Consider the following 18,547-nt stretch of genomic DNA (forward strand, 5'->3'; position numbering starts at 1 on the left):
GGTTTCCTAGCGGATCCAGATCGACGATGGCAACGGTGTAATTTCGTTGTGCCATCTGTCTTGCGATCATGGATACAAGCAGCGATTTCCCAACTCCGCCACGCGCGCTATGCACAGCGATCACGCGGCCACGCCCCACCATGGATGTTTCATCCACCTGCGTGCTTTCATGAACTGTGTTTGCCCTGGTGTATGTACGTTTCTTGTTGAGAGCGTTCTTCGATCGCAACACCTCATCAAGTGGTGTCAAAGGTTCCTCATCAAGTTTTTGCGGCACTTTAGAAACGTCCACAACAGGTGCCCAGCGTTTTAGGTAATCGATTGGCAAAGGGTAAGATACCGCATCCACACATCCCAGCCTACGAGCGGTCTCATAACTCTCGTCATTTAACTCGGAGGCAATATATACAGATGGACACGATGCGCCTTGCTCCCGCAGATGGTTTATCGTCGCTTCCTGCCAACCGGTACCAATAAGGAGCAGTTCAACATTGGAATATTTGATTTGTGCCAGTTGCTCTTCGTGATCGACTCCGATTGCCTGCAAACCACTTCGTTCCATCAGGGCTATCGCTTTGTTCTGAATGACTCGGTCATACTCCAACAGCATCCACATGAAGCGGTGTACCTCCTTTCGAGTTTTGAATGAACAGCTCGGAAATACGATCCGCGATGGGGCCAAACAGATTCGAAAATGCGTCATCTAGTTCAACCAAGGGTTTTTTCATGCGCATCGCCGCAAACTGGCGAGGTTCATGCGGTAACACGACATAATCACCATCCAACTTCACCGGAAGGGATAACGCTGAATCATGACGGTTGATAACCCAGCATACTTGGTCCGGTGAAATCATCTGTTGATGAAGCGCGAGTGCCATGCGTTCAATTCGGGTCTTGTCCGGCCAACATACCGCAACAACTAAGTCCGCCTCGGATGGAATACAATCTTCCCATGGCCTGGTGTCCAAAAGGACACGATACCCTTTCTTCGGCTTCTCTTGATACACATGTACACCGGTCTTGATGTCGGTCCAATCAATGAGTGGCAAGGAACTCTCCTCAATGACGGCAGCGGGTAATTCTCGACGGTTGCAGATGGCAGCCAAATTCCACGCTACGAAAGTTTTGCCGGATCCAGGCTCACCAAGAATGCGAACATGAACTGCCTTCGGGTTTGGCCATACAAACTTTTTTACGACGGGACGCATATCAGCGTCTTGACCATGATCCGTGAGCAATTCCGACGCGTCTTCATTCGTATTGCTGCGTCGTCGGAAGAGTTGTCCGATGCCCCCAAACCCTTTTGACGTATTTGTTTCTTCCTCTAACGCTGGTTCAGAGTCCGTTTCTTCCTCGTACACGTCCACTACAGGCGGAAGTTCTGTCAATGCATCACTGCCCTGATCCATGTACGCTTTGACATCCATCGGTGTCCGCGGATGCTCAATCAGTTCATCAATGGTGCCAAGCAGAATTTCGTCTCCGAAAAATGCAAAATCAAAGACACCCATCAGGCATAACTGACGCTTAAAGTCGTCCGTCTCACTCTGTGATGGGCCAACAAAAATGACCCTCGCCCCTTGTTCACGCACCCGGTACATGGTCTGTACCAGTTCCATGCGGTCTGGAACGGTCCACTCAGATAACACCAAAATGTCCTGTGGTGTGAACAAGGTTTCGCTCACCATTTTTCCGTATACCAGCCACTCACTCTTTTGATATCGGTCGCGCAAGTCAGTAGGAAATGCTAGATACAGCACAATGTTGACCTCCTTCCTGAACGATACGGTACAACATCAATGGATACGGTTTGTGCCAACATCATGCCAGCTCAATTTGTGCCTGCTGAGAGACTTGTGTTCGAGCCAAAATAGGAGGTTAGTGCGGGGATCCAGCTTGCCTGAATGTTTTGTACGTACTGTATGGTTTGCTCATTTTGAGCCACTTGATTGCCCTGTGCAAGTGCCGTTTCCTCTGCACCAGGTCCGGCATTGTACGCTGCTTCCGCCTCAGACGGATTATCACCAAACTGATGGTACAGCTCTGATAAATACATGGACCCAATCTCAATGTTCATGAACGGGTTCGCCAAATCTGCATACGCGTTTGGACCAATTGGCTTTCCATCGAACGTAAGTCCGGCTGCAGTAGAGGGTTCAACCTGCATGAGGCCAATCGCACCTGCGGACGAGATCTTCAGGCTGGCATCCGAAGAGTGTTGTCGACCACCAGATTCCTGATACATCACACCGGCAATGAGAACAGCTGGAACCTGATACTTCTTTGCGGCAGCATTAATCTCGTCTTTCCATCGCAGGATGTCGTGAATCGTGTTTCCATCTGCTGGTGACACATGCCCTGTCAGCGTCACATCTGAACCACTTGAGAAGAGAATGGTATTCACCATGGTTTGGACATATGGATCTGTTATGCCGTAATTGACAGAGCCAATGAGACCAGCCAGTGTATCTTGATTGGTCTGATTGGGCTTTATCGTAAACGACTCCCCATCGCTTTGGGCCCGAACGTGCGAAAAGAGATTCCAAATTCTTGACCAGTCATATGTTCTCTTCGTATTCGCCAACTCGATTTTCTTGGTATACGTGCCACTACATCCACTGCCTGTACGCGCCGTTACCCATTGATAGGAATTGACCAGCGTACCGTCCCAGGTGTTGGCTGTCATCAACATCGTCACGGGCGTTTTCTGTTCTGTGGCCTGACACGACGTTACCGTCTGGCCCCTAATTTGCTCCGTGACCTCGTGATAGGTAATGGTGATATCTGTAAACGTATGCCATGTGTACATGGGAGCTAGATAGCTGTAATACAGGTGGCCGTTGGTTGGAGAAAAGTTATTCACCATCTTGCCAACCCCAAGAAGGACGGCCCCGGGCAAATCAACCTGATCGGTTTGAACTTGTCCAATTTGGTTCTCACTGAGTCCTGACTCCCAGGTGGAGGCGACTTCATCGTAATGGGTAAGCAATGCCTTGTTTTGAGCCGTCGTTTCCGAATTAAGTGAGATACCGTACGCAGAATTGTCCAGTCCTCCAGAACCATTTCCATGATAGTCATCAACCAGAAAGCCAAAAAGCATCACTGCGGCGATAAACAAAGCTGCAAAGCCGAGAATCCATCCGGCGCCGAACGACAGAATGAGTTGGGAAATCAGCCAGCGGAACACATCTTTTGGGTCTCTGGGAATGCTCAAAATTTGTAGAAAACGTCTCAATGGAAATACCTCATAATGGGCAATGCGGTGGGACCAAACTCCTGCAGTTCAGTCACATTCCACTCTGGTTTAGATGACACTCGTTCAACCATCTTGATTGGATTCCTCCCACAGTACGATCGTATTTCGCCCTTGTGCCTTACCTCGGTACAGCCCCGAATCAGCTTTTGCAATCAGTTGTGCTAACTCAGTACCGTGACTCGGGTAACAAGCTGTCCCCAATGTAAGCGTCAGTCCGTATTTATTGAGAGGAAGTTGCCGGATGATTGTTGCTAGACGTGCCTTTATATTTGCATGGCAAGGTACTCCGTCAACGACGAAGACAAATTCATCTCCCCCTAAGCGCGCCACCACATCTGTACTTCGCAACATCCTTTGTAATACGGTTGTCACTTCTTTGAGTGCCTCATCCCCCTGATGATGTCCCTTAGTATCGTTGAGCTCCTTGAAGTGGTCAAAATCGAAAAACGCGAGAACAAAGCCACCTTCACTTCTCCGACGTTGTTCAAACCACTCGTTCAATCCACGGCGATTAAGTGCTCCGGTTAACGCATCGTGAATCGCACTCTCGTAAAGAAATTCACGGTCATGGAGCAACCAATCCAGTCCCTTAATGAATCGAATGGTGTCCGTTTCATTTACAAGTGGCGATCCCTTACAGCGATACAGCTTGTACGTCGCACTGGATAGTTCGACCTGAAGAACTTCCACATCCATCACTAGACCGGCTTCCACTGATAAATCTCTTGCCATCGCGAGATGACCTTCGACAAAGCGCTCCACCCTCGCAGCACCAACGTCGATCCAGAATGACGTCACGGCATCTTCCCACGAAACCCCAGATGAGAGTTGTTCAATTAGCACAATGTATGGGTGCATGGTATCCCCCCTTACATCGAAGCGTAGCAACCATAAAAGGGACATCCGTGCCATTGTCACGCCATGTTTGGCAGACAATTGCCTACTGAAAAACCTTCAGATTTCGGATAACGATGAACAAACTGAAAACAAACAAGCCTCTCCTCGAAAGGAGAAGCTCGTTTGTTTAATTCCATTATGGCGCTGGCGTTATATATGCAGGTAGCAACTGTCCATTCTCCTGAATCTGAGGAAGAGAGTACATAAAGTTACGTGTATAGTTCGGTTGAGTCTGCTCATACTGGGCGTCTGGTTCCGGAGTCTCATGGATGTAGTACCACGTTGGATACCCTAGCATTTGCGCTAAATCCGGATGGTGCCACGTGACTGTTGACCCCATACCCGTCGTGAAGGTCACATTTGCTTCAATATGAGCCGAACCGATCGAATCGCCTGTTAAATTCCAAGCCGTCAACTCTGAATAAGAACTCGGAGTGCCTGGACTTGCGTACTTTGGAATCGATGTGTATGCCCATCCGTATTCCGTCGCAGTTGGCGGGTACCCATTGCCGTAGGGATCCCAAACCGGAACGTCCCCTTGGTTGAATATCGTCTGTGGCAGTAACTCAAATGCCTTTGTCCAACTCCGTGTCTCACCATCCGGATTTACCAGGTTATACGTTACGTCAGCACTTGCAGGCATATCATGTGGGGAGCCTGTCCACATCAACCGGAATGAAAACCCACCACCGACTCTGGTATATACAACCGGGGACCCACCAGGATTTCCGTATGTCGGTAAACTTGGATTCCCGTCAACGGTGGACCCGTCTGAATATCCATCATTGTTCTCCTGAGAAGCAGATGGATTCGATGGAGACCATAAATCTCCCGGTCGACCGGGATCATAAAACAGTCCAGTAATCTGTAGGTTACTGATGTTGAGCGGATAGTCATGAGAATATGTCTTTGGCTGATCTACCCACTCATACATAAGACATCCGTCGGAATCCGTGGTGGTCTGAAGCACCCAATTGGTATCCGTCCAAGTTAAAATTTGCCCGCCAGACCCGTCAGGTGCCCAGTTGTAACTCAACACTTGATTCGCCGGTTCAGGTGGAACTGTTGCAGCGGGGCACGATGATCCACCACCTCCTCCTCCCCCAGGTGGTGGCGGCGGTGGTGTGGGTGGATTACCACCAGTCGGAGGTGGCGGATTATTACTTCCTGGTGTTACGGTGAACGTCGCCGTAGCAGCATTTGCAGAACGGTTAAACCAATCCTTCACATAAAGCGTAATTGTATAGTTACCCGGCGCAAGGTTGGATGTGTTGATAATATTCGGTTGGAAGCTCCCACCGTCTACAGTTTCCACGTAAGATGGTGGCTCACTTGTCGGCCCACCTCCGTTTACTTCCACCATAGCAGCACCATTCGGGGCATATATTGCCTCTCCGTTGTAAGGTGCTCTCCCTTGAAGAGAATTTTCACTGAAAGCCTGGTTTGTTACGTTTTGCCCACTAGAATTCGTGACCTCTACATATTCGAAATGATAGTTAGAATGGTATCCCTCGATATAGGCGTGGTTGTAGAATTCGACATTCTGACCCTGCTGGACGGTTTGCGTTGGTCCTACGACCCCAACTGTAGCTTTAGGCGGCTGTGTGGCGTACACCGTATAGTTATAGTCATCCGCGTTTGGTGCAAATTCTGCGCCCGATTCTTCAACAATTTGAGAGATGGACACTGTGTTAAATTGGTCGCCAGCCCGATCTCCCCAAGTCGTGTGCCACAACTGCGAGGTAACATACGACTGATCTCCGTTCAAGGCAGCGCTCCACTGGTCGATGGTTGATGTGTCATCATTAACTTCAAGATAGCCATTGTTCGAGTCAATGGGGATACCGTTGTGTGAAACACGATCGAAATGCCAAATACCACCTAGCGAATCTGTCCCTCCGACAATGGTGATTCCATCAGCCCCGTATCGAAATAAGTCTTCATTGCTCATCCCAGCTAAATCAGGCTCACTAGATTGGGCAACTTGAAAGTCTGCTCCACCTTGAATCATCATTCCATACTGGGTATTTGCAAAGTCACCTGCTGTGCTTGGCGGACTCCATCCGCGACTTATATATGCGAACGCGTAACTTGCGTCACTGAACACAACAGCTAAACAAGCCAAAGTCCCAACGGCGACCATGCGTAATGTAGGCTTAACCTGCAATTTCTCCCCTCCTTTCAGTTGGCATCCTGTTTATTGGTTTGCCGCCCCACTGGAATAGGAGAATTGCGGAACTCCATTTGCATCAAATGTGATATCTACCGATCCAAATGTAATTCCGTCGTATTGATTGATTTGAGCTGCATTGATTTTGGTTTCGCCAACGTCTTTCACAAGTACACTGCTTGGTGGATTTGGTGTTCCCCCGTTATCTGGGTCTCGTGAGTCGTAGCCAAAGAAGCCCTCCGCAAACCCCCAACTACCTCCGTGATTCAGACTGAAGTAGGTATTGCTTGTAGCAATACCAATGTTCCCAACTGTTAACTCTTCTGGAGCTTTACTTGACAAACCGGGAATTTGATAGACTTCATGGCTACCGGTATTGGTCATCGCAATGCCGTCTATGTTACGGACGGCATCTGCCTGCCCTAACGAAACAAAGGATTCTGTTACTACCCTGTTTGAGTGATAAATCGGATATGCATTGTACGGTTTGAACACCAAGTGATACGATCCTGAGCTGTCTTTGTAATACCCATTGAAGAGTCGAGTCAAGTTCCCAGTCATTTGTGCCACATCTGCCGTTGACATAGGAACTGAAGTACTGATGTCATTATTCAACCCAATGATATTCGCCCATTTTGCTAGGTCCCCACCAGCTTGCCATCCCATCTCGTTATCAGGTATACCAATGTACGCTTGATAAGCATGATCAACGGTGCTCATATTGATATCATCTAACGATCCAAAATGTGTTGAACTGGTTGGCTGGAAGTATCCATGTTCGATTGCAGCATGGACATAAGGCCAGTCACTATCGGGAACATCATCAAATGGATTTGTTCCATTAGAATCCGGCAAAATATGCAATGCTGTGATAAAGCCTTGTACAACATCGAGCTTGTCAGTGTTTGTAGCCTGATTCATTTTCCAGTCGGTTCCGTTCCAGGAATACTGAATGTCTACGCGCTTCAATACTTGCATGAGGTACCAAATGGGAGCGTAGCTTGTTACAACGTTCCCACCTGGGTCCTTATAAGCAATACGCGGTGCATACTGTACCACAGTTCCGTTTAGCGAAATTTCCATTTCGTTTACGTTCACTGTTTGTTGTGCTGGAATACTACCCAGGTCCGCGTTCATGCCTGAAGGTAATTGCAGATTCCACGTTTCCCCGTCCCAGGTCGATTGAATATTTAGCGATTTGAGTGCCTGAAACAGGTGCCAAATCGGGATCCAACTTGTCGGTTGCTGGGCCGTCGGATTTTCCTTGGCTACGATGTGATATGGATTGCTAATGTTCTTGCCATCCAGATAGATGTGTGTCACGTACGGTTTGTGACTGGGTGCTGCCAGGGCAGTTGAGGGAAATCCCATCACGACCCCAGCCACTATGGTGGTGCTCGAAGCGAGCGCAAGCGTTATTTTGTTCATCCATCAATCCCCCCCAAATTAGTCATCCATTGATGCGAAGTCTATCATCAACCAGCTTCGCGAAAGTGCCATTTTGGGACCAATTCCTTAGGGTGTGGGACTTAACCGGTGTGTGCCGATGCAGGAGAGATACAGCCCGTGCGGGGAGTGCTAAGAAAGAGAAATGAATAGAAATGTCGGATGTGATGTTTAAAGCCTCCAAACGAGATAAGCAGAAATCGTGCGGTGTCCTTTGAACTGTTCAAGGGCAAATCTCCAAGAATAATCTCCAAAATGCCCTATTGTTTACGTGGTTCACGAGTATGTTCCTCTTCTTCGGGCAATAATAGGGTTTTGGGGATTTAATTCTGCTTCAGGCCCGCCTCATTAGAACAATCAATCTGCTTACTATCACTGTTATTAGGTATTTGATTCTCTTTCAAGAATTGAATTGAGCGTTTTGCAGAATTACATTTTCACAGTCTCGGATCCTATATATAGCGTACGATCAACCATTTTTGCGCTATATACAGTGTTCTGAATATCGATGAAAACCATTCTGCAAAACGCTCAATTATATTAATATTCACACAAAACAAAGGGGTGAATATCTGGATGGCGAAATTTATAACCCCATTACTCGGCGAGGACTTCTAATCGATTAACTGATCTAGGCATTATCTGATTCATCATTGATTGGTTCCAGTTCTGAAAATAGAAATGTCCACGGGAATACGATGGAGTTTTGCGAAAAGGATGGGTTGTAAACAACCTCAACATCACATGTACTAAGACTGACAGTCACGATGTACCCATATAAACCAATAAAATAAGAGCCCGCAACAACTTTAACCTTCTGGCCCACACTGAACAATTGTACTCACCCCTTAACAACGACCAGGCTATAACCCGGCATAGCCGGGTTATATTCCACATAAATTAATAGTGTAGTGTGCAAATCAAGGGGATTAATCCGTGTTATTCATTTCCTGCAACATCTGTACGGTATTGGTTAAATTGTTCTGGAAGATTTCCTTGGCGATGTCGAGTAACTGGAATACTAGGGGGTCACGTACGGAGTACATGACTTTCGTTCCTTCCTTTACCCCTAAAACGATGTTTTTACTGCGTAATATCGCCAATTGTTGTGACACGACAGCATTGTCAACACCCATGTGTTCCTGCAACTCATGTACATACTTATCTCCATCTCGTAACAACTCTAAAATTCGAATACGAAATGGATTTGACAATGCCTTAAAAAACTCTGCCTTAAACGTTTGAAGTTCCTGTAGCATATGCACCATTTCCCTTTCGTGGGGATTCCAATTCGTGCGACCGCTCGATTGCGTGCAATATCCCTTCCAAAATTGCTTGGGGACGTGGTGGACACCCTGGAACATACACAGATACAGGGAAGATTTTATCGACGCCACCTAAATTCGCGTACGTGCTTCCAATCATTCCTCCCACACATGCACATGCACCGATGGCCACCAGCATTTTGGGATGTGCCACAGCCTCATATGTTTTTCGCAACGCTTCTTCTAAGTTTCGAGTTACGCCGCCTGTAACAAGAAGCATATCAGCATGCCTTGGAGACGCCACAAAGTCGATGCCAAATCGTTGAATGTCATACACCGGGTTCATAAGTGCCGTTGTCTCAAACTCACATCCATTACATGACCCGGAGTCTACATGTCGAATATGCAGAGAGCGCCCAAAACATTGCTTAATTCTTGAAGACAACTTCTCTTCGATTTCGATCATTTTGTATTTCCCCTTTCTGTTCCATTTGAGTACCGGTTATTGTGTAATGAGCGACCAGCTCATCTCGTTGTCGAACACTCGGTATGGGTTCATTCATTATCGAAAATGCACCTGTTGGGCAAACTTCTGTACACACACGACACGAAATGCAAGTGCCGTGTGCTATAGAGAATAAAAACCCGTTTTCGGTATCACGTAAAGACAACGCTTCAGTGGAACATTCTAGAGCGCAATCGCCGCAAGCATTGCACCGTGCGACATCAAATGATAATTTTCCTCTACCGACAACGCGCTGAATCTCATGTTTTGGAATCGTGCCAATCCCATGCTTCCAAAGCCTTTTTACCACTTCAATCAACTGTAAGATCTCCTCTCAATCTCAAGAGTGAATGGCAACTAACGATCGCAACATGCATAACACAGCTCAAAGCTTTTATTAATGAGCGGAAAATCCGGAATAATATTGCCGGGCACGCAAAGTGGTACGGCGGGCCAATTCGCATAGGGTGCAGAACGGACTCGGTAACGATAAATGGTGTTGTTCTCGCCGGTCATCACAAAATGGAGATTTTCTCCACGCGGAGATTCCGTAATCCCTATACCGAAGGAATAAGGATGTAAATCTCCAATTGGAACACAAATATCCCCTTTAGGCATATTTTTTATGACTTGCTCGATTATCTGAAAGGACTGCCTTGCTTCAAGAAATCTTTGTTTGAACCGAGCCAACACATCACCCTGTGTCAGGGTAGGCACATCAAAGGCGAGTTGGGAATATGCTGCATACGGCAGATCACGCCGAACGTCTACGTCGTAATTCGATGCACGAGCCGTCGGTCCCACCGTGAAAAGTTCCCGAGCAATTTGTTCAGATAAAACACCTGCGTTCGAAAAACGATTCACCACCGTGTCATGGGACAAAATCTGTCCGACAATCTCATTGAGATCTTTCTGAACTTGTTGTAACGTGACTTCAATAAACATCAGCTTCTCTTCCGTGATATTCTCTGTAATTCCCCCGAGAGCGATAGAACCTCTTAGAAACCGGTGTCCAATGACAAAGTCATTCATCTGCATGAGCTGTTCTTTTAAACGAGCGCCGTGATTGATTCCGTATGCGTAGCCGATCCCAGCACACATGTTCCCAATGTCGCCAACGTGATTATATAAGCGCTCCATTTCAGCAAATAGAACACGCAAGAAAGTGGCTCTTTCAGGAACCTCCGTTCCTGAAATGTTTTCAATCGCCTGAACGTAGGACAATGCATGAGAAACGCTGCACACACCGCAAATACGCTCAGCGAGATACAATCCCTTCTCCACGGGCATTCCCTCACTGCGTTTCTCAATACCGCGATGGGTGTAAAAAAGCTTCGCCTCTAGATGAAGCACGGAGTCCCCCATGACCTGAAATCTGAAATGGCCCGGCTCAATCACTCCTGCATGAATTGGTCCAACAGGAACTTCGAACACGCCTTCCCCTTCTACCTTCGGATACGACCACGAACGAGAGAAATCCTGTTCTTGCTTTTCTGTTAAAGCATAATCCTTTCGTAGTGGATACACACCTTCTGGCCAATGTTCATGTAAAACCAAGGGGCGTAAATCCGGGTGTCCAATTGGAAAAATGCCAAAGAGATCATGCGCTTCCCGTTCCGCCCACGATGCAGCCGGAATCATAGAAGATACCGAGGGATAAGTGGGGTCACTTTCCGGGACCACGCTTTCCACCACCGTCAGCATGGATTTCCCATCATGTGCAAAAATATAACGTACCACAAATCGGTCAATACCCATTCCGCACTCATCAGATGCAACCATCGTGATAAAACGGCCGTGATCATTGATGACTGTACAACATGCATTGAGCAGCTCTTGCGGGCCCACGATTACCCGAGTTGTTTTCATACGCGACTTCCTCCCGCAAGGACTAACGATGCTTGGTGGATCAGGTGTGTAAATGACGCGGGCATGTAAAGACCGAATATCACGACGAAAAACAAAGGTAAAACGAGCGGAATTGCAGTCCATCGACTGACCTCACCTTTTGTCATCCGCTCCCGAACGTCTTCTCCAAAAATCATCTTCATCATATGAAACATCAGGGCCGCAAAAATGAAAGCGATAAAGAGAATGAGAACACTTGTTGTCACTGCATGCCCCTGCCTAAATCCCGCGACAAAGATGGAAAATTCGCTGGTGAATATGTTGAAAGGCGGGACGCCTGTAATCGCCAGCGTGCCGACAAGAAATACGAATCCTGTAAAAGGCATGGCTCGAAGTACCCCAAACACCCGCGGCATCTGCTTAGACTTGTACTTCTGATTGACATTACCCGCAGTCAGAAAGAGCATCGATTTCCCCATCGAATGATTGAACATTTGAAGGAGTGCAGCAGCGTATCCTAAGGAACCGCCAATACCCAGCGCAACGGCGATAATCCCCATGTGTTCGACCGTTGAAAATGCCAGCATTCGTTTGAAATCTTTCTGCACGAGAATGAACGGGAAAGCAACCACAACGGAGAGCAAACCAAACCCAATGAACAGATGCTCAATCAATTGTCCATGAATGGTATTCTCAGCAACAATACCAAACCGAATTAACCCCAACATGGCACAATTGAGTAAAACGCCTGACAGCAGAGCACTGACTGGGGAAGGAGCTTGACTATGTGCATCTGGAAGCCAGAAATGCATCGGGGCCAGTCCAACCTTTGTTCCGAACCCAACCATGATAAAAACAAAAGACAGGGCAACGAGATCTGGTTGCAACACAAGATGGGAATTGGACAAAACCGTCCAATTCAAGACTTGATTATTTGATCCAAGTTTGGCAATAGATGACGCATAAAGGATAATGACTCCCAAAAGCGCGAAGGCGATGCCGGCACTACAAATCATGAGATACTTCCACGTTGCTTCAAGCGCTTCACCTTTTTTGTAAATGGCCACTAAGAAAGCCGATACCACAGTGGTCGCCTCGATACTGACCCAGAGAAGCCCCATGTTGTTGACGACGGCCACAAGTACCATCGTTGCAATAAACAAGTGGTACAACATGTAGTACTGCCTGGTCTGCCGTACATTCAAAAGCCCTTCCTGTTGTTCATGGCGAATGTAGCCGATAGAATGCAAGGAAGTGGTCAAACTCACAATCGAAATGATAGCCAGAATAACGGCACTGAGTGCATCAATGTGAAAAAATTGATTTTGACTTGTCATGGGGCCATGAAGGGTCACTTTCCAAACCAACAGAAATCCGATGAAAGTTGTGGCAATACTGCCAATCAGATGAATCATTTCACGCAACCATGCCCGCTGGATTAAGAGGGCGAGAACCCCAGTTGCTGTTGGCACTGCCACAGATAAAAATGCTACCATTTTCTCACCCCCGAAGCCTACGCAAGTTTTCTGTGTGTGTACTTTGGAACGTTTTGTCGATCCGGTAAGTCAGCATACTAATGAGAATCACCGCTACAAACACATCTAGAAAGACCCCGATATCTACGAGGAACGGCATCCCGTATGTCGTGACAAGTGCAACCATAAACAGACCATTCTCCATCACAACCAGGCCGATTCCTTGCATAATGGCTTTTTGATGCGTCATCATGATGAAAAGGCCAATGAGTAGCATCGAAATCGAAATGGGTAGATATTCTCGACCCAAGTTTAATGCCGAAAGATGCAATCTTGCTGTCACGATATAACCGATGGCCAGTAGTGCGCCCCCACAAAGTATGGAGAGTTCCCTCCCGACCAGTTTTTCAGTTTCTCGTTTCATTCCAACTTTCCGAAGGGTACACCAAAGGATCCATGGAATACCGATGGCCTTCATGAGGATGGTTAACCCGCCCATAATATATAAATCTGGAGTAGCTGTTCGCACCGCAATGAGTATGGCCATAAGCCCAAGAATCAGGGATTGAGCTGACAATATCTTGATGGCGGTGCCGATTGGCTTAATCCAGAGAAGAGCCAGGGTGCTCATCATTAACACAACCGATAACGCTTGTAAGAGTACCATGATACATTCTCCTTAAAGTAAATACTCCGTCACGATAGCAATCATGGACAAGGCAAACGCTGCCGACAACAGCCTCGGAATACGAAAGAACCGTATTTTCGCGTACGACATCTCTACAAACGCTACAACGATTGCCATCACAACGAGCTTCAAGAAAACGAATACGAAATCTGCAATGAGCATAGGTCCTTTACCTTCCAAAGAAATCCCCCACGGCAGGCAGAAATCCATCAGCAGAGTATACATGAGGGCTTGTTTCATCCACGCACTCCACATCATGAGGCCCAAACGTTTCCCGGAATACTCAAGCAGCATTCCTTCGTGAATCATGGTTAGTTCCAAATGCGTATCCGGATTATCGACTGGAATTCTACCGGTCTCTGTAATCACTAAAATGAAGAAAGCCAAAAACGCCAAGTAAAATGTCGGCGATAAAAGGAGTGCATGACCTGAAACAACACGTTCGGTTATCAGCGTGAGATTGGTGGTTTTCACTGGCAACGCGACTGCAAGTAATGTCGTAAAAAGGACTGGTTCAGCCAATGCAGATACAAACATATCTCGGCTCGATCCCATGGCTCCAAATGAACTTCCTGTATCGATTCCCGAAAGTGCTGTAAAGAATCGGGCCATGCCAAACAAATAGACGACGAGTACTAACTGTCCTGTAAAGGACAACAGCGTATGGGTCATGAACACAGGGAGCATGGCTACAACAGCAATCGTCGTTGCAAACACGACATAAGGAGTGATCAAAAAGAGCCACGATGCATGAACAGATACGACTTCATCTTTGTTCATATACTTGCGCAAATCATAATAAGGTTGCCAAATCGATGGACCCTGACGCCCCTGAAGGAAAGCCTTTGTCTTTTTCACAATCCCCTGGATAAGTGGTGAAACGCCAATAAGAAAAATAACTTGTAAAATCTCAAGAAGCACGGGTATCATGCCTGGTTTCACCTCACTTTACCAATATCAGAATCACGATTAGAGTGACAAACAAATACGCCAAATAACTTTGAACTTGTCCATTTTGAATGGCCCGTACAATACGAGCCATACGTAGAACTGTTTGAATGACAGGACGATACAAATAAGTCTCGGCAAACGAGGTGAATTTACTGACATACACGAATTTGGATGGAAAATATACACTTCCTTCCGTACGTTTTAATGTGCGAGAGGGTCGAAGAATTTGTTGAAACGCAACCCGAACTGGCTTGCTGTAGCCGCTCGCTGTGTATGTCATAAGTGGCGTCAACATGCCGCCACAGGCCCAAGTCTCTTGACGTACCATCGAAGTACGTCGCCCAACCAAACGAAGAATCCACCACAGAAAAATGAGTGCCAATACCGAAGTCATGAGGACCGAAATCAGTGAAAGGTGACCATTTGCGTGTTCAATATCGCTAAACCCAAATCGAAATGGGTTGATTATTAAGGTAACATCGGTAATTTCTCGTACTGGTCGACCTAACATCTCCACCCACCTGGTTGGGAATAGCCCGGTAAGCAAACATAACCCCGCCAAGCCAGCCATTCCGATTCGCATGGGCATATCCGCTTCATTCGCCAATTGCGCGGATTCACTCCTTGGTAGTGCCAAAAAAGTACTGCCAAACGAACGGACGAATGCCATCGCTACCAAAGCGCCAGTCATGGTGAATGCACCAACCATCAGCACAGCGAACACACTTATCCAAGGGGAATGTTCTGACGTGGCCAGTCCGAAGGCCGATTGAAGCAGCATCCACTCTCCGACGAATCCATTGAATGGAGGCATCGCTGAAATTGACAATGCACCCATCAGGGTAAAGCCGGCTGTCCATGGCATCTTTCGGATGATCCCACCGAGACGATCCATGTTCTTCGTGTGGGTTTTCGAAAGCACTGCACCGGCTCCTAAAAACAGAAGACTCTTAAACAGTGCGTGATTCAACGCATGAACCAAAGAAGCCAATAGGGAAAACGCTGCGAATATCGGAGCATGAAGAGACGTGAAAATCAAGCTTACACCAAGCCCCATAAAGATAATCCCCATGTTCTCAATGCTGCTATATGCCAACATTCGTTTTTGGTCCCGTTGTGCGAGCGCATGGAGAACCCCCAAAAGTGCCGTTATTGCGCCGATGCACGAAACGAGTATCCCCCACCAGACAGGTCCGACTCTCAGGAATTCAAAAACAACCAGAATAAACCCGTACATTGCCATTTTGATCATTACGCCGGACATAAGCGCCGAGACATGACTTGGTGCCACAGGATGTGCCCTTGGAAGCCAAATGTGGAGGGGAACCAGACCGGCCTTTGTACCAAATCCAATCAACGCGAACAAAAAGACAAGCGTCTTCATGCCGTCTGGCATGTGATTGGTATCCATGACATGGAAGGAGAGACTGCCAGAGTAATGAGCGATTATCAAAAAGGAAATCGTTAAAAATACCGTTCCGATGTGTGTCATGACAACATAAATGAATCCAGCGCTCTGAACTTCGTGCTGTTCATGTTCATATATCACTAATAGGAACGACACGATGGACATGCATTCCCACGAGACAAGAAACGTAAACACGTTTCCCGCCAGAACAACAGAAACCATGGTGCCCAGAAAAATAAGTACCCCCGATACTAAAAGCGATATGGACTTACGCCCGGCGTACTCCCTCACGTAACCGATACCATATACCGAAGCGAATAACCCCACGATGCCGATGACCAACACAAAAAATCCAGCAAGTGCGTTCATTCGAAAACTTAATGCTGTTAACGCAAAGGCACCGTGTGCGATAGACACATACTGAGGCGGAACGAACAACCCCACGACGGCACAGAACACAAATCCAAGCGACGTCACAACGCCAGCAGCATGGCCAATATATGTAAGTCGCCTTGTCACTGCAACGAACAGGCCAATTAAAATACAACTCATGACTAGAGCTACAGCGGTATCCAGAGCCATTGATGAAGACAAAATCAGTTCCTCCACTCCAAACCGTTTGAAATAATGTTACAATCTATATATATTACTATATATGAAGAACATAATATAAATCAACGACAAGATGATACATATTCAGACTCATGAAGGAATGGTGAAATATCATGCGAATTGGCATCGTCTGCTACCCAACCGTCGGAGGGTCTGGCGCGGTGGCGACGGAATTGGGAAAGGCACTTGCACGAAATGGACATGAGATTCACTTTATGGCAACGGATGTGCCATTTCGTCTAGGAACGTTTATAGAAAACGTGTATATCCATGAAATCGTTGCTGCCACGTATCCCGTCTTACGTACGCCCTCTTATGATTTTTCACTAGCTGCACTGATAGCAAAAGTCGTTGATGAATATAATCTGGACGTGGTTCATGCGCACTATGCGATGCCGTTTGCCGTTTGTGCATATCTTGCAAAACAAATGGCAGAACGAGATGTGAAAATTGTAACAACACTTCATGGGACGGATATCACCGTCCTCGCACAGGATGAGGGTTTAAAACAAGTCATACAACTCGGTATAGAAAAGAGTGACGCAGTCACCGCGGTGAGTCGCAGTCTGATCGGGCAAACGAAAGAATTATTTGAAACAGCTAAACCGATCGAGTGTGTCTACAACTTTGTTGACACTGATGTCTTCCATCCAGGAGCCGGGTCGCAAATTCGTCACTCCCTAGCTCACACTGGGGAGCGAGTGATACTCCACATGTCTAATTTCAGGGCAGTGAAACGCATGGATGATGTGATCGACATCTTTGCACGCATTGTGAAGAAGACTCCTGCAAAGCTTGTACTGGTCGGTGTTGGTCCTGAGTACAACCACGTTCGTCACCGCGTACAGGCACTTGGCTTAAATCCCTTTGTGCTATTTCTAGGGAAACAGGAAGAAGTAGCCTCACTTGTTGCAGCTGCAGACCTACTACTTTTGCCCTCAGAAAAAGAAAGCTTTGGTCTAGTTGCATTGGAAGCAATGGCGTGTGGAATCCCTGTTATCGGATCAACAGCGGGTGGTATACCTGAAGTGGTTGAAGACGGGGTTACTGGTTTCTTAGCCCCAATTGGAGATGTAGAGAAAATGGTGAGGGACTCGCTCCGACTACTGGGTGACGAGTCACGATATCAAGCGTTCTCTAAGAACGCCCGACACCGTGCAATCAAGCACTTTCACATTAGGGACAAGGTAAGTGAGTACGAGGCGAATTATGATCGGCTCTGTAAATAACATAAAAAACCGGCTACCTTTTAAAGTCAATTCTTTTTCGGATATTACCCTCGAGGAGATAATGATTATGAATATATTCTATGGTCTGATACCTATCGGTCTTTTTGGTTTCTGGGGTGTACATTTTTCCTTGGCACGATACTTCGAAACACAATCTAAAATAGACACACTGCTTCAAAAAATTCATTCCACAAAAACAGATATCGTACTCCAGCAGAATGCCCGTTCTCAATATCTAGGTATGCAGCAACAGTTGGATATCCTTGAAGAGAAATTAAAAGTTGCTCTATCGTCTAAAAACATTTTCACACGAGACGAGGTTTACAAGGTGTGCAGTACTAATTTTGAATGTATATTGAAGCATGTATGGTGAAGCAAAAGAACGAGTAAACTTGTTATTTTGTGTTAATGTTAGTGTTGAAGCAGCTGGTGGTGCAGGAACTTCAAAATATCAACAACGTGGTATGTAATCCGCATTGTTGATTATTCTTCGATTTAGCAAACCACAGGTCGCTTTTATGCTTTGTTCACCCATCCTTCCCCCCTTGTAAAAGTCGGAAACTGTTGTGCCATGTCTGTTTCGCTTGCTCAGCCCAGTCACCCCTTTCACCAACAACTCGGTTTTGGATCGGTGCGGTATTTAGAGGTAGGCGAACGAGCGAGAGAATACAGGTGGCGCCTGCGACACACAACCAGGCTATGCCACCCAGAGCCCCGCAAGCAACAATAAATAGTGCAATCTCACCAAAAGGAACCGCTGTCTTCGACAATGTGTACACCAAGTAAAATCCGACCAG

The 18,547-nt window shown here is 46.8% G+C and carries 17 protein-coding genes; 2 read left to right on the forward strand and 15 right to left on the reverse strand.

The features are described 5' to 3' along the window. The 14 genes from AN477_RS25310 to AN477_RS20220 all read right to left on the reverse strand — a co-directional run. Nucleotides 1-616: P-loop NTPase (locus AN477_RS25310; RefSeq protein WP_211266041.1), on the reverse strand; the 616-nt coding region annotated here is incomplete at its 3' end. Further along, nucleotides 594-1,760, reverse strand: coding sequence for a hypothetical protein (locus tag AN477_RS20160; RefSeq protein WP_054970988.1), 1,167 nt, complete (start codon nucleotides 1,758-1,760; stop codon nucleotides 594-596). The genes AN477_RS25310 and AN477_RS20160, both read right to left, overlap by 23 nt. A 71-nt stretch (nucleotides 1,761-1,831) precedes the next feature. Then, complete coding sequence (locus AN477_RS20165) at nucleotides 1,832-3,235, reverse strand: lytic transglycosylase domain-containing protein (RefSeq protein ID WP_054970989.1); 1,404 nt, start codon at nucleotides 3,233-3,235, stop codon at nucleotides 1,832-1,834. 84 nt (nucleotides 3,236-3,319) lie between these two features. Then, nucleotides 3,320-4,114 carry a GGDEF domain-containing protein gene (locus AN477_RS20170; protein ID WP_054970990.1) on the reverse strand — a complete coding sequence of 265 codons (795 nt, stop codon included), beginning with the start codon at nucleotides 4,112-4,114 and terminating at the stop codon, nucleotides 3,320-3,322. Between the two features lie 175 nt (nucleotides 4,115-4,289). Beyond that, nucleotides 4,290-6,320 (reverse strand): hypothetical protein, encoded by a 2,031-nt coding sequence (locus AN477_RS20175; RefSeq protein WP_054970991.1) that lies wholly within the window; start codon nucleotides 6,318-6,320, stop codon nucleotides 4,290-4,292. Between the two features lie 30 nt (nucleotides 6,321-6,350). Continuing rightward, entirely contained in the window at nucleotides 6,351-7,751 is a 1,401-nt protein-coding gene (locus AN477_RS20180) for a hypothetical protein (RefSeq protein ID WP_054970992.1), read from the reverse strand. Nucleotides 7,752-8,698: 947 nt separating this feature from the next. Beyond that, entirely contained in the window at nucleotides 8,699-9,028 is a 330-nt protein-coding gene (locus AN477_RS20190) for an ArsR/SmtB family transcription factor (RefSeq protein ID WP_054970994.1), read from the reverse strand. Continuing rightward, nucleotides 9,003-9,500 carry an NADH-quinone oxidoreductase subunit B family protein gene (locus AN477_RS20195; RefSeq protein WP_054970995.1) on the reverse strand — a complete coding sequence of 166 codons (498 nt, stop codon included), beginning with the start codon at nucleotides 9,498-9,500 and terminating at the stop codon, nucleotides 9,003-9,005. The genes AN477_RS20190 and AN477_RS20195 overlap by 26 nt, the downstream gene beginning before the upstream one ends. Next, nucleotides 9,463-9,849 carry an NADH-quinone oxidoreductase subunit I gene (locus AN477_RS25970; RefSeq protein ID WP_425388202.1) on the reverse strand — a complete coding sequence of 129 codons (387 nt, stop codon included), beginning with the start codon at nucleotides 9,847-9,849 and terminating at the stop codon, nucleotides 9,463-9,465. The genes AN477_RS20195 and AN477_RS25970 overlap by 38 nt, the downstream gene beginning before the upstream one ends. A gap of 47 nt (nucleotides 9,850-9,896) precedes the next feature. Continuing rightward, nucleotides 9,897-11,408 carry a hydrogenase large subunit gene (locus AN477_RS20200; protein WP_054970996.1) on the reverse strand — a complete coding sequence of 504 codons (1,512 nt, stop codon included), beginning with the start codon at nucleotides 11,406-11,408 and terminating at the stop codon, nucleotides 9,897-9,899. Next, complete coding sequence (locus AN477_RS20205; RefSeq protein WP_054970997.1) at nucleotides 11,405-12,883, reverse strand: hydrogenase 4 subunit F; 1,479 nt, start codon at nucleotides 12,881-12,883, stop codon at nucleotides 11,405-11,407. The genes AN477_RS20200 and AN477_RS20205 overlap by 4 nt, the downstream gene beginning before the upstream one ends. Before the next feature lie 4 nt (nucleotides 12,884-12,887). Beyond that, the gene (locus AN477_RS20210; protein ID WP_054970998.1) at nucleotides 12,888-13,529 is read right to left on the reverse strand and encodes a hypothetical protein; all 642 of its coding nucleotides are present in this window, start codon (nucleotides 13,527-13,529) and stop codon (nucleotides 12,888-12,890) included. 12 nt (nucleotides 13,530-13,541) lie between these two features. Continuing rightward, nucleotides 13,542-14,480 (reverse strand): respiratory chain complex I subunit 1 family protein, encoded by a 939-nt coding sequence (locus tag AN477_RS20215; RefSeq protein ID WP_054970999.1) that lies wholly within the window; start codon nucleotides 14,478-14,480, stop codon nucleotides 13,542-13,544. A 13-nt stretch (nucleotides 14,481-14,493) separates the two neighbouring features. After that, complete coding sequence (locus AN477_RS20220) at nucleotides 14,494-16,503, reverse strand: proton-conducting transporter transmembrane domain-containing protein (protein WP_083486521.1); 2,010 nt, start codon at nucleotides 16,501-16,503, stop codon at nucleotides 14,494-14,496. Nucleotides 16,504-16,634: 131 nt separating this feature from the next. On the opposite strand from AN477_RS20220, the gene bshA reads away from it, so the two are divergent. Both bshA and AN477_RS20230 read left to right on the forward strand, forming a co-directional pair. Beyond that, complete coding sequence (bshA, locus tag AN477_RS20225) at nucleotides 16,635-17,750, forward strand: N-acetyl-alpha-D-glucosaminyl L-malate synthase BshA (protein WP_054971000.1); 1,116 nt, start codon at nucleotides 16,635-16,637, stop codon at nucleotides 17,748-17,750. Nucleotides 17,751-17,817: 67 nt separating this feature from the next. Continuing rightward, nucleotides 17,818-18,123: a hypothetical protein gene (locus AN477_RS20230; protein WP_157062091.1), complete on the forward strand. Its 306-nt coding sequence runs from the start codon at nucleotides 17,818-17,820 to the stop codon at nucleotides 18,121-18,123. A gap of 154 nt (nucleotides 18,124-18,277) precedes the next feature. Here the strand turns inward: AN477_RS20230 and AN477_RS25315 are convergent. Next, a partial coding sequence (locus AN477_RS25315) for a hypothetical protein (RefSeq protein WP_211266042.1) occupies nucleotides 18,278-18,547 on the reverse strand: 270 nt, incomplete at its 5' end.

The sequence above is a fragment of the Paenalicyclobacillus ferrooxydans genome (assembly GCF_001399675.1).
GTDB classification, from domain to species: Bacteria; Bacillota; Bacilli; order Alicyclobacillales; family Alicyclobacillaceae; genus Alicyclobacillus_B; species Alicyclobacillus_B ferrooxydans.

Excerpts from the sequence above, each read along its gene's own strand:
- AN477_RS20170 (WP_054970990.1), bottom strand. The coding sequence starts at position 4,114 with ATGCACCCATACATTGTGCTAATTGAACAACTCTCATCTGGGGTTTCG.
- AN477_RS20180 (WP_054970992.1), bottom strand. The coding sequence starts at position 7,751 with ATGAACAAAATAACGCTTGCGCTCGCTTCGAGCACCACCATAGTGGCT.
- AN477_RS20190 (WP_054970994.1), bottom strand. The coding sequence starts at position 9,028 with ATGCTACAGGAACTTCAAACGTTTAAGGCAGAGTTTTTTAAGGCATTG.
- AN477_RS20195 (WP_054970995.1), bottom strand. The coding sequence starts at position 9,500 with ATGATCGAAATCGAAGAGAAGTTGTCTTCAAGAATTAAGCAATGTTTT.
- AN477_RS20200 (WP_054970996.1), bottom strand. The coding sequence starts at position 11,408 with ATGAAAACAACTCGGGTAATCGTGGGCCCGCAAGAGCTGCTCAATGCA.
- AN477_RS20205 (WP_054970997.1), bottom strand. The coding sequence starts at position 12,883 with ATGGTAGCATTTTTATCTGTGGCAGTGCCAACAGCAACTGGGGTTCTC.
- AN477_RS20210 (WP_054970998.1), bottom strand. The coding sequence starts at position 13,529 with ATGGTACTCTTACAAGCGTTATCGGTTGTGTTAATGATGAGCACCCTG.
- AN477_RS20215 (WP_054970999.1), bottom strand. The coding sequence starts at position 14,480 with ATGATACCCGTGCTTCTTGAGATTTTACAAGTTATTTTTCTTATTGGC.
- bshA (WP_054971000.1), top strand. The coding sequence starts at position 16,635 with ATGCGAATTGGCATCGTCTGCTACCCAACCGTCGGAGGGTCTGGCGCG.
- AN477_RS20230 (WP_157062091.1), top strand. The coding sequence starts at position 17,818 with ATGAATATATTCTATGGTCTGATACCTATCGGTCTTTTTGGTTTCTGG.